Source organism: Confluentibacter sediminis, assembly GCF_003258355.1.
Taxonomy (GTDB): Bacteria; Bacteroidota; Bacteroidia; order Flavobacteriales; family Flavobacteriaceae; genus Confluentibacter; species Confluentibacter sediminis.
Genome location: NZ_QKPO01000017.1, coordinates 42,801 through 59,538, shown reverse-complemented (window position 1 = coordinate 59,538; position 16,738 = coordinate 42,801). Strand labels below are relative to the sequence as shown.

At 34.6% G+C, this 16,738-nt stretch carries 10 protein-coding genes and 1 tRNA gene; 3 read left to right on the top strand and 8 right to left on the bottom strand.

The genetic code is table 11. The annotated features are described in order from the left end of the window. The first annotated feature begins 60 nt into the window (after positions 1 to 60). A complete protein-coding gene (locus tag DKT72_RS15110; RefSeq protein ID WP_111309579.1) occupies positions 61 to 1,353 on the top strand; it encodes a TlpA family protein disulfide reductase in 1,293 nt (430 codons plus the stop codon). 842 nt (positions 1,354 to 2,195) lie between these two features. On the opposite strand, the gene DKT72_RS15105 is transcribed toward DKT72_RS15110, so the two are convergent. From DKT72_RS15105 to trxB, 3 genes are all read right to left on the bottom strand, one after another. Then, positions 2,196 to 3,446, bottom strand: coding sequence for a site-specific integrase (locus DKT72_RS15105; RefSeq protein ID WP_111309578.1), 1,251 nt, complete (start codon positions 3,444 to 3,446; stop codon positions 2,196 to 2,198). Between the two features lie 251 nt (positions 3,447 to 3,697). Beyond that, a tRNA-Pro gene (locus DKT72_RS15100) sits at positions 3,698 to 3,771 on the bottom strand. A 119-nt stretch (positions 3,772 to 3,890) separates the two neighbouring features. After that, entirely contained in the window at positions 3,891 to 4,871 is a 981-nt protein-coding gene (trxB, locus tag DKT72_RS15095; protein WP_111309577.1) for a thioredoxin-disulfide reductase, read from the bottom strand. A 236-nt stretch (positions 4,872 to 5,107) separates the two neighbouring features. Between trxB and DKT72_RS15090 the strand changes: the two genes are divergently transcribed. Both DKT72_RS15090 and DKT72_RS15085 read left to right on the top strand, forming a co-directional pair. Continuing rightward, positions 5,108 to 5,377 carry an ArsR/SmtB family transcription factor gene (locus tag DKT72_RS15090; protein ID WP_111309576.1) on the top strand — a complete coding sequence of 90 codons (270 nt, stop codon included), beginning with the start codon at positions 5,108 to 5,110 and terminating at the stop codon, positions 5,375 to 5,377. Between the two features lie 51 nt (positions 5,378 to 5,428). Continuing rightward, positions 5,429 to 6,448: an LLM class flavin-dependent oxidoreductase gene (locus tag DKT72_RS15085; RefSeq protein WP_111309575.1), complete on the top strand. Its 1,020-nt coding sequence runs from the start codon at positions 5,429 to 5,431 to the stop codon at positions 6,446 to 6,448. A gap of 342 nt (positions 6,449 to 6,790) precedes the next feature. On the opposite strand, the gene DKT72_RS15080 is transcribed toward DKT72_RS15085, so the two are convergent. From DKT72_RS15080 to DKT72_RS15060, 5 genes are read right to left on the bottom strand one after another with little or no spacing between them, the layout of a single operon-like run. Further along, the gene (locus DKT72_RS15080) at positions 6,791 to 8,977 is read right to left on the bottom strand and encodes an endo-1,4-beta-xylanase (protein ID WP_111309574.1); all 2,187 of its coding nucleotides are present in this window, start codon (positions 8,975 to 8,977) and stop codon (positions 6,791 to 6,793) included. A 28-nt stretch (positions 8,978 to 9,005) separates the two neighbouring features. Then, a complete protein-coding gene (locus DKT72_RS15075; protein WP_111309573.1) occupies positions 9,006 to 10,019 on the bottom strand; it encodes a DUF5627 domain-containing protein in 1,014 nt (337 codons plus the stop codon). A gap of 35 nt (positions 10,020 to 10,054) precedes the next feature. Continuing rightward, the gene (locus DKT72_RS15070) at positions 10,055 to 11,875 is read right to left on the bottom strand and encodes a RagB/SusD family nutrient uptake outer membrane protein (protein WP_111309572.1); all 1,821 of its coding nucleotides are present in this window, start codon (positions 11,873 to 11,875) and stop codon (positions 10,055 to 10,057) included. Between the two features lie 26 nt (positions 11,876 to 11,901). Next, entirely contained in the window at positions 11,902 to 14,766 is a 2,865-nt protein-coding gene (locus DKT72_RS15065; RefSeq protein ID WP_162623326.1) for a SusC/RagA family TonB-linked outer membrane protein, read from the bottom strand. A gap of 39 nt (positions 14,767 to 14,805) precedes the next feature. Further along, a complete protein-coding gene (locus tag DKT72_RS15060; protein WP_111309633.1) occupies positions 14,806 to 16,722 on the bottom strand; it encodes a RagB/SusD family nutrient uptake outer membrane protein in 1,917 nt (638 codons plus the stop codon). Positions 16,723 to 16,738: the final 16 nt, after the last annotated feature.

The window sequence follows — 16,738 nt, the reverse complement described above, 5'->3', positions numbered from 1 at the left end:
GTTTATTGCAAGGTCTTTATAACTAGGAAAGGTATAATAAATAAAATTAAAATATAGAAAATGAGAAAATTCAAATCATCCTTAATTAAACCTATTGCATTAACGATAATGGTTTTGCAATTTGCAAGGGCCAATGCTCAAGAAATTAAAACGCTTTCCGTTGGAGATCATGTCTCAATGACAAACTTAAAAGCGCATATCAAATCAAGTTTAGGCCAATCGTTCAAAACAGATATGAGTGACAAGTTAATTATCTTAGAGTTTGTTTCTGTTTATTGCGGTGCGTGTAAAACATCAGTACCACATTTAGAAAAACTACAAAAACAATTTTCAGATGATCTGTTAATTGTTTTGGTGACAAGTGAGGCCGATGTATTGGTAAAGGAAAAGGCAGAGAGCTTCATGTGGAATTTGCCAATTATTACAGAGGATACACTATTAAGGAAACAATTTCCATATAGAGCCGTTCCACATCAAGTATGGGTTAAAAATGATACGGTTTTGGCCATTACAGGGTGGAAATCTGCCACAGAAGAGAATATACAAAAGGTTCTTGAAGGAAAGGCTCTTAAAACCTATTTAAAGGATGATGATGATTTTGATATTTCACAACCTATGGTTTTGGAAAGTATACAACCTTATTATCAGTCCATAATTACACCTCGCCTTGGTGCAGGTTCTATAGAAAAAAGGACCAGAGATCAAATCTTGATTCAAAACGCAAGCATTATGACACTTTACGCAACTGCGTGTAAAATGCCAAATTTTCCTATTGATGTGTACATCAAATTAGAAGTTAATGATTCGTTACAAAACATAATTCGTGGTCCAAAGTATCATATTACCGGGGATTACCAACAAGATAGTACCTATATAGCCTGGCGTGAGAAAAATACGTTTTGTTATAATCTTAATTTTCCAGGCAATAACATGTCGAGTAAATCAATGTTATTGGACTTGATGCATCAGGATTTAAATCGTTTTTTTAAGGGTTATTTTGGGATTGAGGGCAACGTGGCTAAAAGAAAGGTCAAATGCTTGGCCCTTGTAGAAACTGATAACCTAGGACGTTATAAAACGGAGAAAAGTAGTCGCTATGTTTCCAGTAAAGATGATAATTTCAAATTTGAAAATCAACCTATTGATTTTTTTGTAAGACTGATATCACTTAAGCACAATAATTATTCCATGCCTATTGTAAATAATACTGGATATTCTGGAAATATAGATATTGAGATAAAAGGAGGCACAGAAGATATGAATAATGTTAATAATGAGCTGGGCAAGTACGGGCTTAAGTTTGAGGAGAAAGAGGTTGAAATAGATATGGTGGTTATTTCAGAAGTTAATTAAGTACTTCCCTGTTTAGCTTTTTAGACATTACAATAGCGGGATTTTAGATTAAATATAGATACTAAGAATCCCTGTTACATGTAATTTAAAACAAGTATTTGAGGTCGATTTTTTGATCAATCACAGAGAAATGAATTTATTCTATTTTTTTATTCAATTACGGTGTTATGCTTTTAGTTCTGTCCCTCAGTTACTGGCAATTGTTTAAAAAATTATATAAGAGGTGCAAGGTGAATTGACTATTTAGTATTTATTAAGTATACTCACTTGTTGTTTTTGCATGACATATGGTATCGTTTTCAATCTTTTGGAAACTATTGAATGTTTCTGGAGCATTCTTGCAGTGTTGATGGTGAATTTGTGTTTTTCGGAAGGATAAACTTTTAAGCTTTCGTCGCCTAATACCTTAGGTTTTCATGGTAATTGAAAAAAAATGATTTCAAATGAAACCAAATACTATTCAGATTACAAAAGTGTTAAAAATCAAAAATGTTTTAGCTATGTTTTAGCAATCGCAATAAAATTGTAAAAAAAGGGTTTCAAGAAATTGAAACCCTTGTTATTACTGGTAGCGAGAGGGGGGCACGATCCCCCGACCTCCGGGTTATATTCCTTAAAGTTTAGATTATCAATTTTACCTATTCTAAGATAATTAACTTGGAGACGATAAATGGGAATTTCATATCGTTTAAGAGTAAATGATGACAAACAATCACATTTAAAATGTTGGCGACAAAAATGGAATTATTCTGTACCCACTGAAAATAAAAAAGGGTTTCAATCTCTTGAAACCCTTGTCTTTGCTCGTAGCGGGAACTGGACTCGAACCAGTGACCTTCGGGTTATGAGCTTAAACCATTACTTTTTCTTTGAATGTGAAGCTTGACTTTTAAAGCTTTCATATCATCACTTACTTTTCTCTCTATGACCTTAGCATAGATTTGGGTCGTGGATATCTTAGAGTGACCCAACAGCTTTGAAACTGTTTCTATGGGGATACCATTACTTAATGTGACCGTCGTAGCAAAGGTATGTCTGGCTATATGAAAGGTTAGATTTTTTTTGATACCACATACATCGGCAATTTCCTTTAAATAGGAATTCAGTTTCTGGTTTGATATTTTAGGGAATATGCTTCCTTGAGCTTTCGATTTATGGCTGCTTTTATACATTTCAATAATTTGTATAGCTTTGGGCAATAAGGGAATTCTAATGACCTTGGTTGTTTTTTCCCTTCTATAATGAATCCACAATTCGCCGTCAATCCCTATATTAATATTATCTTCTGTTAAGTTAATCACATCTATATAGCTTAAACTAGTATAGCAACTGAACACAAACAGATCCTTTACCAGTTGCAGCCGCTCTATTGTAAATTGTTTCTCCTCTATTGCATTTAACTCGTCTGAACTCAAAAACCCTCTTTCTGTTTTTATAATATGGGCCTTAAAGTTTATAAATGGGTCTTTTTCCACCCACCCCAATTTAAGAGCGAGATTTATAAGCTTTCTGAATCGTTCTATATGCTTCATCACCGTATTGTTACCCATTTTCTTTTGGTGATCCTTTGGAACATATCCCCTTAGATATTTTTCAAACTTGAGTATAAAATTATAATCGAGTTCTCGTAAATACATATCGGTGGTTTTATAACTCTTCAACAGAAACTTTGATATATACTTTTCGGTAGTGTAGTAATTTTTTTGAGTGCCCCACTTTAACTTGTCCTCCATGTCCTCCTGATGGTAGCCGATAATATCCATAATGGAATGATTCTGTTCATCGTCTCCTAAGTATCTTGCCTTGATGGCATTAGAGGTTATTAGCTTACGCTCTGCCTTCAAGTCTTGGTAACACTTAAAAAGGTCGCTGTTAACCTGTTCTAGATAGTTGTTAAGTTTCCTTGAATTTTGGTTTGTTCCACGCGCCCTACCCTTATGGACATCCCAATCCGATACGGGAACTTTCCATTTTAAACTCAGCGTTGCTCGCTTGCCGTTTACAGTGATTCTTGCATAAATGGAGGCTTGGTTGTCTTTTGCTCTGGCCACATCTGCCCAGAACAGGATACTGAAAGTTGTTGTCGTTTTCATGATTTCGTCTTTTTGTTAATACTTTTTTTATTACCAGACGAAAGTCAAATCACTTTAAAGATACATTTAATATCACAACAAATTGCTCAATTTTAACAATTCGGTCAACACTTTTTAAAAAATAAATTTGTTATCCGATTTGTTGACTTTTTTAACAGTAATTTTTGCTTTCATATGAAACCGTTAAAAATTCAAAAACCTGTAAATCATACGATTAACAGGTTTTTGATATAGATTGATATACTATTTTGTCGGGATGACAGGATTTGAACCTGCGACCACACGGCCCCCAGCCGTGTACGCTACCGGACTGCGCCACATCCCGTTTTTAAATTGAGCTCAAAGAAAGCACATTTTATTAAAATTTGAAATAAAATAAAAAATAAATTATAATAAAATCAATAGCCGAAGCTCACTCCGGCTATTCTAATAAATAAGTATACTTTAATTGTAAGTAGATGTAGACACTTCAAAAGTGGTGTCTTTTGCAGCCAAATAGCGCTCTGCATCCAACGCTGCCATACAACCAGTACCCGCAGCTGTAATAGCTTGTCTATAAACATGATCTGCAGCATCACCAGAAACAAAGACCCCTTCTATATTGGTTTTAGAGGTTCCTGGAACATTTATTATATAACCTGTTTCATCTAAATTTAAAAATCCTTTAAAAATATCTGTATTCGGTTTATGCCCAATAGCCACAAAAAATCCTGTTGCAGAAATTTCATGTTTTTCGTTGGTTTTGTTATTAAAAACTCTAACTCCAGTCACTAATTGTCCATCACCTAAAACCTCATCTGTCTCTGTATTAAATAAAATTTCAATGTTAGGAGTGTTTTTAACTCTATCTGCCATAATTTTTGAAGCTCTAAACTCTTCTTTACGCACTAACATGGTTACTTTTTTACAAAGCTTAGATAAATAGTGTGCTTCTTCGCAAGCAGAATCTCCAGCTCCTACAATCACAACTTCATGATTTCTATAAAAAAACCCATCACAAACAGCACATGCGGAAACACCACCACCCAGTTTTAAATATTTTTGTTCAGATTCCAATCCTAAATACTTTGCAGATGCACCTGTAGAAATAATAACAGTGTCACAATGAATTTCTTTTTCATCGTTTACCCAAACTTTATGGATATCACCAGAAAAATCAACCTTTGTTATCCAACCATGTCTCACATCGGTTTCAAATCGCTCTGCTTGTTTTTGTAATTCCATCATCATTTCTGGCCCACTAATTCCAGTAGGATATCCAGGGAAATTTTCAACTTCATTAGTGGTTGTTAATTGTCCTCCTGGTTGTGTCCCTTGGTATAAAACTGGAGCCATATTGGCTCTAGCTGCGTAAATAGCTGCTGTATAACCTGCTGGTCCAGACCCAATAATTAAGCACTTTACTTTTTCAATATGTTCTGCCATAATCAATAATTCTTTTAATACTGTAAAAGTAGTTTTTTTGTTTTAAACCTTACGAGTAATTTATTAACACTTGGTTATAGTGCAATATTTAAAATCTATCAATCATTACCAACTAGATATCTATAAAGTTATTTATATCAATAATTCTTTTACTAAACTAATAGATGAGAAATTGTCCATTTGTTTAAACCAAAAAATATCGATACATTTGCAAGTATCAATATATTATTCAATCTGTGGAATTAAAACAAGTAGAGAAAATATCTAAAGCCTTAAGTGATATAAATCGCTTAAAGATTTTACAATACATGCAAAAAAACCAAGGTAAGGTAGAATGTACTCAGGCTTGTAATTTACTACATTTAGCTCAACCATCTATAAGTCATCACATTAAAAAGCTCGTGGAAGCAGACCTTATCCGCCAACATAAAGTGGGGCGTAATTATAATTACTCTCTTAACCATGAGGTGTGGGATAATTATAAACGTAGCTTAGAAAAATTATAGTTTTTTTATTATAATATATTGAAACTTTTGAATATATAAACACATAAACTCATGCAAAATAAAATCATAGCGTACTCAATATTAGATCTTGCCATCGTATCTAAAGGGCGTTCCCTGCAAGAGACATTTAATCATTCACTGGCATTGGCTCAAACTGCCGAAAGCACTGGTTATACCCGCTATTGGTTAGCAGAACACCATAACTCTGATGCCATTGGTAGCAGTGCAACATCTATTTTAATTGGTAAGATTGCAGAAGGCACAAGACATATACGTGTAGGGTCTGGTGGCATTATGCTACCTAACCACTCTCCATTAATCATTGCTGAGCAATTTGGCACCTTGGGTATTTTATATCCTCATCGTATTGATTTGGGATTAGGAAGGGCTCCAGGTACAGATAGAGAAACGGCACAAGCGATTCGTTCCGATTTTTACCAAGCAGCCATGTCTTTTCCTGACAATGTGCAACAGATACAGAATTATTTTTCAACAGATAACCTAAACGAACGAGTGCGTGCCACGGTGGCAGAAGGCGTAGATGTTCCTCTATATATTTTAGGTTCTAGTACCGATAGCGCACATTTAGCAGCTAAAAAAGGATTACCATATGCCTTTGCCAGTCACTTTGCGACACCTCAATTAATGGACGCTCTGGATATTTACAGACGTGAATTCCAACCATCCAAAGCACTTCATATGCCCTATACACTAGCAGGTGTTAACATTATTGTTGCAGATACCAATGAAGAGGCAGAACGTCTATCAACCTCTCTATATAAAATGATTATAGGTCTATTAACTGGAAAAAGAGATTATATGCAACCTCCCAGCGAAATGACTGGTGAACTTCGTGACATGCAACAACATCCTTCGGTCCAACAAATGCTTAAATATACATTTATTGGAAATAAAGAAACCGTTAAACAGCAAGTAAAAGCGTTTCTCATAGAGACTCAAGTAGACGAATTGATTGCTGTGACCAACATCTATGATGGAGAGGATCGTATAAAATCCTATCGTTTATTTGCTGAGATTATGGATGAATTGAATGAAGCTAGAAATCTATAAATCTTGTAAGTTTATATAATAGGATTTTTTAAATCTACCTGAAAATTTCACAAATAAAAAATCCAACACTATAAGTTGGATTTTTTTTATAGAAGCGATAGGCAGGCCTACTACAATATATGTGTGTAAAGCATATTGGTTTGGTTAAAATAAGCAATGGGGCTATCTCAATGTGTAATAATGCATATCAAAATTTAGAAATAGTGCTTTATAAAAACAAAGACTGTATTCTTTCGATACAGTCCCCGTTCTTAACTAAATTAAATTTAACTAACTTTATTAAATTTATATCGTAATTGTTAAAACAACTATTTTATTGTCCAAACAATTATCAACACAAACCTAATTCTTTAATAATTTTAAACCTTCAGCAAAGCCAACATAAGCAGGTTTACGAATGTAGTAGACATTCCAAAGTCCAAGTTCCTCTTCTGGCAACCAGGATGAATTTGAATTATTATCAATAACACCTCTTATTGTAATTCCATAACGTTGGGAAGCTGGCACATTATCTAAATAAATTTGAACAATATCTTTATACATGTCAGCTTGTTTTTGAAATGTTTCGTCTGTTGGAGTACTTGTTAAAACCTGTACATAAATATCTGAAATTGCTATTTGTTTGCCAGTAGCTACTAATAATTGTAACATGTCTGCTATATTATCTTTATCAGAATCTATCGTTAAGTGTATTTTCGCTCCAATACCATCAACTTGTGCTCCTTGAGTTTCTAAATATTCAACATATTGTATTAACCCTCTACATTTATCAAGATCGGTTTCTAACCCAAAATCACTTATAAAAAGCAAATCATCTGCATTTCCATTTTCTCTTGCTTTTTTAAATGCCACGACACCGTAATCTTTTCCTAAATAATCTTGCCAATAAAATTCTCCTGATTGTGCAGACATTCCTAATCCTGATTTTACTTCATAAGGATTTTGGTCATCCATTGGTTCATCAACAACGTTCCATGCCTTTACATAGTCTTTTGAGTATGTAACAACTTCTGAGACCCATCTATTTAATTCGTCTCCTACAATGGTTGTTTTTTCAGAGCTGGTTCTTTCAAGATTGAAACCTGTTTCTACACAATTTTCTGCTTGCCCACCTATTATAGTATTATTACTATCAGTTATTTGTGGAGCAACTCCATTAAGAGCTACATAAAATTTATCAATTTTACAACCATCTTCACGCATTGCTACGTTGATTATATGAGATCCTTTACTTAAAGGATATGAATTTACTTTAAACCATTTAAATGGCGTAGTAGCTATACCTCTATTATTCATATCAGTCCAACCACCATTATCTACTGTTACAAAAAATGAATCACTACTTGCACTACCATCACGTGCAGCTGCTCTAACATATACACTATAATCACCAGCTTCAGAAACTACAAATTTAAGATTGATATTTTGCGCAGGTATTCCACCTTGATTTCCAGTAGGTTTTGTCCCATCAGGAACCATTAGATAGGCACCTTCTGAAGCAGGTGTAGCATCAACATTTGTATCGCTTGTATATGCTACCCAATCTGCACCATACTCACCACATTCCGCTTCTAACCAAACTGCATTAGAACCAACAGCTGCATCAGTATCATACACATAAAGGGATCCTAAATTAATATAATAGGTTGTGTTAGGCTGATAACCAAAGTCAAAATGAAGCTTAATTGTATTTGAAGTAAAATCGCTTACTTTAAATCTAATTTGTTTCCATTTAACATCTGTAGAAAAATTTGCTGAAGCTGTACCACTTTCATCCCAATCAATTTCTGGAGTGTTGTTAGATAATCCTTCAAATGATATGCGCCCTGTTCCTTCACTATCTGAACGCACATACATGATAATTTCATATTCATGTCCTTGAACAACAGGTATATCCGAAGTAATCAGATTTAGATCTTGTGGATTTGATGCATTTGCTCCAGACACCATTTTTATGGTTTTAAGTCCATTAAAATCTATTATAGAAACATCTGCGCCCATATTATATTCCCAATTAGTGAAACTTAAATCATTAAGTCCTGACTTATTCAATGAATTGGAATTCACAGGATTTTCTATAACTATTGGTTCAAGTAACCCATTTAAATAATCGGCATTTTGTTGTTTATTTGATATAAGATTTTTACCGAATACCGACATCCCGTTAGATTGGGTTATTTCAAATAGAGATTCAAGTCCTGAAAAATCAAAACTGCCATCTTCTTTTACCATATCTCCATGCTGCACTCCTTCATTAAAGGTTACCTCATTAAAATTATTATTAATTAATCGATATACTAATGCTTTGGCATTATAATCAGATAAAACCAAATCTGCTCCAAGTTTAAAATTAGGATATGCAATAGTGTCCAAATATGATTTTAAACCATCATATTCGTTAATTAGCTCTTGTGAAGCTATACTTTCAGGTTTGTCAACCGTAAATTCGGGTCTTTCATAATCAGTACAAGATGTTACGATTGCACCTAACATGAAAGTTACCTGTAATATTTTTTTAAAATTTTTCATATGATTTATTATTATTTAAATGAAAAAACTATTTCACTATAACATTAAATAATTCCATCCCAACGCCTCTGTCTCTAGCCACTAAGGTATCTTTTGTAGTATATTGTTTCGTTCCTAGATCTACACTGTAATCTAAGTATAGTACATCGCGATCTTTATTTCCCCAACTTTTTTTCTCCCCTTTTTTAACAAAAGTACCTGTTCCAGTAGCGGTAATAGTATTTGAATCTGTGGTTATAGTACATTTACCATCATTGTTAAATTCAAGAACTAATGAAACTTCAATATTGACACCATTTTCATCTTGAAAAGTTAATGGAAATTCTGTTTTAGTCAATGATTGAGTATTTAATTTAACCACTTCATCGTCTTCCACATGTTGTTTATGGCGTATTTCTGCTTCGGTAATTCCGTTTTCAGTAACCATATCCGTTCCTCTTCTAAGATAATGTCCATCCCAGGTGTTAATATATTTTATAGCGTATAGGCTATAATTTTTTGGCACTATTTCCCAATCAGTCGCAATATTTGGGTTAGGCATATTAACATTTGTTTTTCCTACTAAGATAGAATCCGCATTGGTTACATTCTTCATTAACAATGGAATAACATAATTCCTTTTTAAAGCCATTGCATCATTAAAAAAAGCATCTTCTAATTTTACCTCAACGCCTCCTGATACTGATCCTTTAGGAATAATCATTTGGTTAGAAGCTAAGGTGTAATAATTGGAAGGCATTACCTCAACCTTAGCATCGTTGTCTAGATAATAAAGATTATCACAAAGGGACTCATCAACAACAAAATCTATAAGAACATCATTATCATTGCTATACCCCCCTCCCCAAGTAGCTAAAATTTTACATTTATGCTCATTATCTAAGGTTGTATCAAAGATATCCTCGCCCATTGTTAAGGTTCTTACAGGATATTGATAAGAAAAATAGACGGTACTGTATTCAAAATCCGGGAAGTCCCATTCTTGGTTTTCACAAGAATAAAGACCTAATAGAATCACCAAGAGTATTAATATTTTTTTCATGTTTATATACTTAATGTTATATACTTAATAATTAATTACTGCCAACCATCATTTTGGGACAAATTGCTCCATTTTAATGTTTCATTATAAGGAATAGGACCATAATACATGTAATCTTTGAAATCACGTGTTTCGGTACTCAATAAATAAGGTCCCGTAAAATCAAACACGGCATTACCTCCTGATGTTCCCTTAATCCCACGTATAGGTTCGTTTAGTTTTGTTAATGGCACTTTCCAGCGGCGTAGATCCCAAAAACGATGACCTTCAAAACAAAGCTCTAAACGACGTTCGTTATGTATTAGTTCTCGCATAGCATCTTGATTGCTCATTATGGATTGTAAATAAGGATCGTTTGAACCGCCTACACCTGCTCTTGCTCTTATGGCTTTAATCACATCATAAGCAGAATAGGTTGCTCCTGGTGCCATGCCTTGAGGTCCATAGGCTTCATTTGCTGCTTCAGCATAATCAAGGTACATTTCAGTATAACGCATTCTTGCTCTATAAAAAATTTGTGAGGCAGGACTAGCAGGGTTTAAATTTGTTTGTTTTCGTGTTATTTTTCTCATATAATAACCTGTGCGTGTTGAATTATCTGTAGCATTAACAGCATCATCAGTAGTTGTCATGGAAATTTGAGTATCATACACCCCCACCTTACTACCGTCATACACAACGTAAGCATCTAAACGAGGATCACGATCTTTATAAGGATTTTGGGTGTCGTAACCCGAATTTTGTGAATCGGATATAGGATAACCATTCTTCATAGGGAAAGCATCCACCAAATTCTGACTAGGGTTTATTCGACCTAAACCAAACAATGATGGAGGAAAAAGCTCCCTTTCAATATTACTATTTATTCCAGAATGTGTGAGTGTTCTATGTCTCCAAACAATTTCTGCTGGAGAAGATGCATCTTGTATAGCCTGAATGTCGCTTAAATTTGCATACCAAGTCCATCCATTACTTGATAAACCTCCTAGTCCATTGTTTTCATTTAATAAATCGGCAGCGGCTTTAGCTGCGGTTTCCCAACTGTCGTTAGATCCATTAAGAAAAGCTGGACTAGCAGCCAATAATGCAACTTCTCCTCGTATAAACTTGGCTATTCTAGCTGTCATACGCCCACGAAAACGTGATCCAAGCACACGGTTATATGCGCCTATGCTGTTTATACCTTGGGATGTATATTTTGAAGGAATTACACCAGCATTTATATCTAAGTCTCCAAAATCTAACGGCAATAATTTCTCTGCTTCATCAAGATCGTTAAAAACGGCTTCAACACAATCGTTAAAACTTGCACGAGGCATGTTAAACTCTGTTATTTCTTCAGATGTTTGTGTTAAAATAGGCACGCCTAATAATTGTCCGTTACTATACCCCGCATGTGCCTGTAATAAATAATACATAAAATATGCCCTTAAACCATATGCTTCACCTTTCATACGCATATTGAATAGCTGGGAAGCTTCTGGGTCTTGGGCCCAAGGAATATATTCTGCTTCTTTAATTATTTTATTTAAATATAAAATGGAGTTATAGGAACGATCCCACACACTCATAGGGTTGTTATTTGCTGCCCATGCCCCTGAAGCCATTGATAAATAAACATTGCTATAATTGTTACTTACTGCATTATCAGTAGCTACATCAGTAAATTCAAAATTATAATCATGGGAGTCTGGTAACTGTAAATATCCTTGTAAAAGCAGTCCTTCTGCAAGTGCAGGTTCTGCATAGATCGATTCTTCATCCTTTATGTTTTCTATGGCCGGTTCCCATACGTCATCACAGCCAGTAAAAAGAGTAAAAAGTATGAAAATGATAAATATGTTTCTAGTATTCATTGTATTTTCTTTTAGTCATTTTTTACTTAAAAATTTGCTTTAAAACCTAAATTAAAGAAGCGGGATTTAGGCTCCGAACCTATATAAGTATTTAAAATATCCTTTTCCTTTGCGAATGTTAATAAATTAGCTCCATTTATAAATATATCTAAGTCTTTTACAAAAACTTTTTCTAGAAGCTTAGTTGGCACTTTAAAGGTTAACTGTACTTGAGATAAATCAATTCTATCTGTCTTATATACCCAATAATCAGAATCTGTAAAATTATTGTCACCCCCTGTTGTTGTTAGCGCCGGGTAACTTCCTAATTTAGTAACTTCCCACTCATCATTGACATCTTTTCCTATAATGGTACGGTTACGCACAATCTCAGAATATTTATCCGATCCATTCACTCTAAAATAATCATTAGTCTTCATGTCATAACCACCAAAGCTTCCGCTAAATAAAGCAAACAAGGAGAAGTTTTTCCATTTTGCAGTAATATTGACACCTCCTATAAATGGTGATCCATAGCGTCCCAAATAAACGATATCATTAGTATCAATTTTACCGTCATCATTTTGATCTTTGTACTTAATATCTCCAGCCCTAACGCCACCTAATGCCGCTTGACTTGGTGCATTATCAACCTCATTTTGATTCATAAAAAAGCCATCACTAACAAGTCCCCAAATACCATCAACAGGTTTTCCAACTCTAGTTAGGTAATCATAATCAATATTTTCACTTCGCTTTGTGGCCTTACTTTTTGAGTAAGTTCCCACAACACCAAGCTTTAAATCTACTTCACCAAGCTTTTGATTTAACGTGATTCCAAAATCAAGCCCTGTAAACAAATCAATATCATTATTCGTGTATGGAATAAAATTTGAAGCTCCATATTCATAAAAACCAGGATATGCGTTTGAGTCTTGAATTAAACCACCACTCATTTCTGTACGGTAATAAGCACCGTTAAGTTCCAGTTTATTGTTGAACAAACTGGCTTCCAACCCTAAGTTAAGTTCTTTTCTCTGAACAAATCCCAATGCTAAATTTGAGCCACGTGTTATATTCGTTACTTGAACTCTATACCCCTCGTTCCATAATACATCGTATCCCTGGTATCCACCAGGTCTTACATAAATACCTCTATAACGATAATAATCACTTATATCTAAATCGGTATTTAAAAGTCCTGCTGATGCTGTTAGTTTTAAATTGTCAATAAAATTAACATTTCCCATAAAACTTTCTTCACTTAAACGCCATCCTAACGACAACGTTGGCGAAAATTCAGTTCTACGCCCAGGCGCAAACTTCGCGGAGTGAACAACAGCCTCTGTAAAATCTACATAATACTTTTGCATGTAATTATATTGAAATTGCATTCCAAGATTTGCATTACTGTCTCTATGATATTGCTTAGATACGGTTCGTTGATAAACCGTAGCAAGCAATTTGGCCGCTATATTATGATCTTCATTCCATGTTTTTTTATAATCGAAAATACCCGAAAAAAATGCTTTTTGGTATTCATAAGAATCTCTTAAGTTACGACCTTTTTTTACTTTATCTTCATTCCACTTTTTTATACGTGATATTTGATCGTATCCTTGATAATTATTCCATGTTGGTACGTAAATAGCATAATCATTTATATCTTCATCTAAAAAATAACGGCTGTAATAATCAACTGCATATTGGGTTCTAAAAGACAATCCCTCTGCTAAAAAAGCCAAATCAAAATTAAGTGTCGCATCAAATTGATATTGACGGGCTGTGTACTTCTGCAAGCCTTGGGTATATAAGGCTGCAAACGGGGTAGTTAACTGTTGTTGCGTCCCTCCTAAAAGGTATTTTCCATCAATTAAAAACGGACTGTTATTTACAAGTTCCTGTGATTCTTGATCAGAATTTTCAAGATAACTTATAGGAATTAATGGCGTATACCAGTTAGGACGCATCGTTGCTGCATTACTCCAATAATCTCCTTTACCAAAAGCTGTATTATAAAAGGCCATACTGGTATTGATTTTACCAGTTATAAAATCATTAATTTTTATATCTACATTACCACGAACATGGAAACGAGAAACACTTTCATTATCTCCTTGACCAACCTTTAGTAAGGTATTTGATTTATAGAATCCCATATTGGCATAAAACTGTGCAAATTCTCCGCCGCCCCTGAACTCTGTTGCTACATTTGTTCTACTGGTAAACTTCTTAAGATAATCAGAAGAATAATAATCCACATCTGGATAGCGGTAAGGATTTGAACCTGAAGCAGTGTTGTAAATATCTTCTGGGATATACGATGGGGTAATCCCATCGTTTACTTGGGCTTCGTTATAAAGGGACATATACTCAGCTGATCCTAAATATTTTGGATACGTTATTGGCACAAAAATACCTCTATCGACCCATGCTCTAAAACTTTCTGAATCATTAACGCCTCTTTTTGTAGTAACCAATATAATTCCTTTGGCAGCCATACTTCCGTATAAAGCTACAGCACCCACTCCTTTTAATACCGTAATTTGCTCTATCTCAGATGGCATAATATTTCCAAGATCACGAGGAATACCATCTACTAGCACCAACATACCTGATCCCCAAATATTATTACCACCACTATACCCAGGAACTAATGCTCTAAGATCGACTCCAGAAGCATTCATATTATTTACCTGCATCAGATCATCCACATTTAAATAGGATACACCTGTAATTAAATCCTCTTTTTTTGTCTCCCCAAAAGCCACATGAACCATTTCTGAATTTACCTTGGGTTGAACAGTATCTAATGGCTGAATAACCTGATCTGTTTGAGTATTCTGCGCATTTACTTTCCAGAAAGAAAGCATTACAAAACACAGAATAAAATTTATTTTGATATATTTCATTGTTATCATTATTTTATATACGACAATTCTTATCTATTTTTACCAACCTGGATTCTGAGGGAAATCAGGGTACAAGTTTGCATCATCTTTTGTAAAAGGGAACCAATAATGTCTTTCACTATAGTCTCTCTCTACAATAACCTCTTCCTTTAAATTAAGAACCTTATTAACAGTTGGATCTACTTTATCAAAATTAACTGGCTCAGCTCTATCAAATTCAATTTTTGTTTTAATATTGTAAGGAAACTTATCTACTAAGCGCCAACGACGTAAGTCATTAAAACGATGTCCTTCCCAAGCAAGTTCTACAGCGCGTTCACGCATTAATTCTTGCATGAAAGGACTATCTATACCTGATCCCCCTATAGTATACTTGTTTGCAAAAGGAGGAACATTTGCTCTTGTTCTAATTGTATTTACGGCAGCAACCGCACTTAAAGTATATGTTTCGCTAGTACTTTGTGGTGATCCAAATCCATTCGCTACAGCTTCAGAATACATTAAATAAACATCTCCTAAACGCATCCAAGAAATGTGGATGTGGTGGTTATTAAACTTGTTATCATATCTATTAAAACCAACAGGATTGAACTTTGTTAATAAATAACCTGTAGTACTCCCCGACTCTGGGTTTCTGTATGTTTTGGCAGCATCTGCAGGATTGTAAGTATAAAGATTTGCATAGGTCCACTGTGCCGCATTCGATGGCGGACTTAAAATCATACGTTGTGTATCAACGGCATACGTAATATAAAAACGTGGGTCTCTGCCTTTCCATGGATATTGCGGATCGTAACCAGATTCCGTACTAGCTATTTCCGATCCATGTCCTTGGTTATATTGATCGTTAATTGGCAATCCGTTAGCCATTCCAAAATAGTTGGCATAATTGGCCGTAGGGTAAAGTGACCATGAACGACCATATAAAATATTAGCGGCTAAATATTGTTTATCCAAAGACCAAGCCGTACCGGCACGTCCATCATAAGCTGGACCTCTAAAAATGGCTTCCGTTAAACCTGGCATTTTCCCACCTTGACCATTGGTCCGCCAAAGTTCTGAGTAATGATCCCAATCAACCAATTTGTATTGAGTGTCTCCATTTTCAACCATCTTTAACAGGGTACCTAAAGTATTAGCTGCCTTTTTACAGTACTCAGCATTATATGTGCCATACCCACCACCTGAAACATTCATCCATGGGCTTCCTGCATATAGATAATTTTTACCTAAAAAGCCTAAAGCCATTATTTTGTTGATACGTAATTCATTAAAACCAATTGTATTTTTACCTGCCGTCGTATTATCCCAATTAATAGGTAATAAATCTGCGGCTTTTTGAAAATCTGTAGCAACACGATCTGCACATTCTAAATAACTAAGACGCGGGAGTGTTAGTTTTTCACTAGCCGGCAATACCGTATCTATATAAGGAATACCTCCCCATAATACCATTATTTGATAATGGAACCAAGCTCTAAAAAAATATAATTGTCCTGCAATTAAATCTTTCTCTTCTTGAGTTCCTGTCATTTTATCTAAATTTTCAAGGCCCATATTCGCCTTACGAATTCCATACCAGCAACCTTGCCAAAGATAATGTTTCCAACGATCTCCATCTGGATTAAAGTCATTTCCAGACAACCAATACCCCGTGCCAACCCAAAAATCACCACGATCAATTCGAGCTAATATCTCATTTCTTCCATTATTACTGTAATGTTCTTCTTCACCCCAATTCCATTGGTTATTATATTCCCTTTTGTCGAACACTGGAATACAGCTATAAAGTTCTTCAACGAAACCTTGAAAGTTATAAAAGTTCTGATAAGCAGCTTCAGAGTCTATGTCTGTTGCTGGTTCTTTATCCAGATAATCTTCACAGGAAAAAGTTCCCATTAACAACACCATCAAGAACCCATAAAAGAATATGTTTTTACGTTTAGTATTTTTCATTTCAATTACTTTTTTA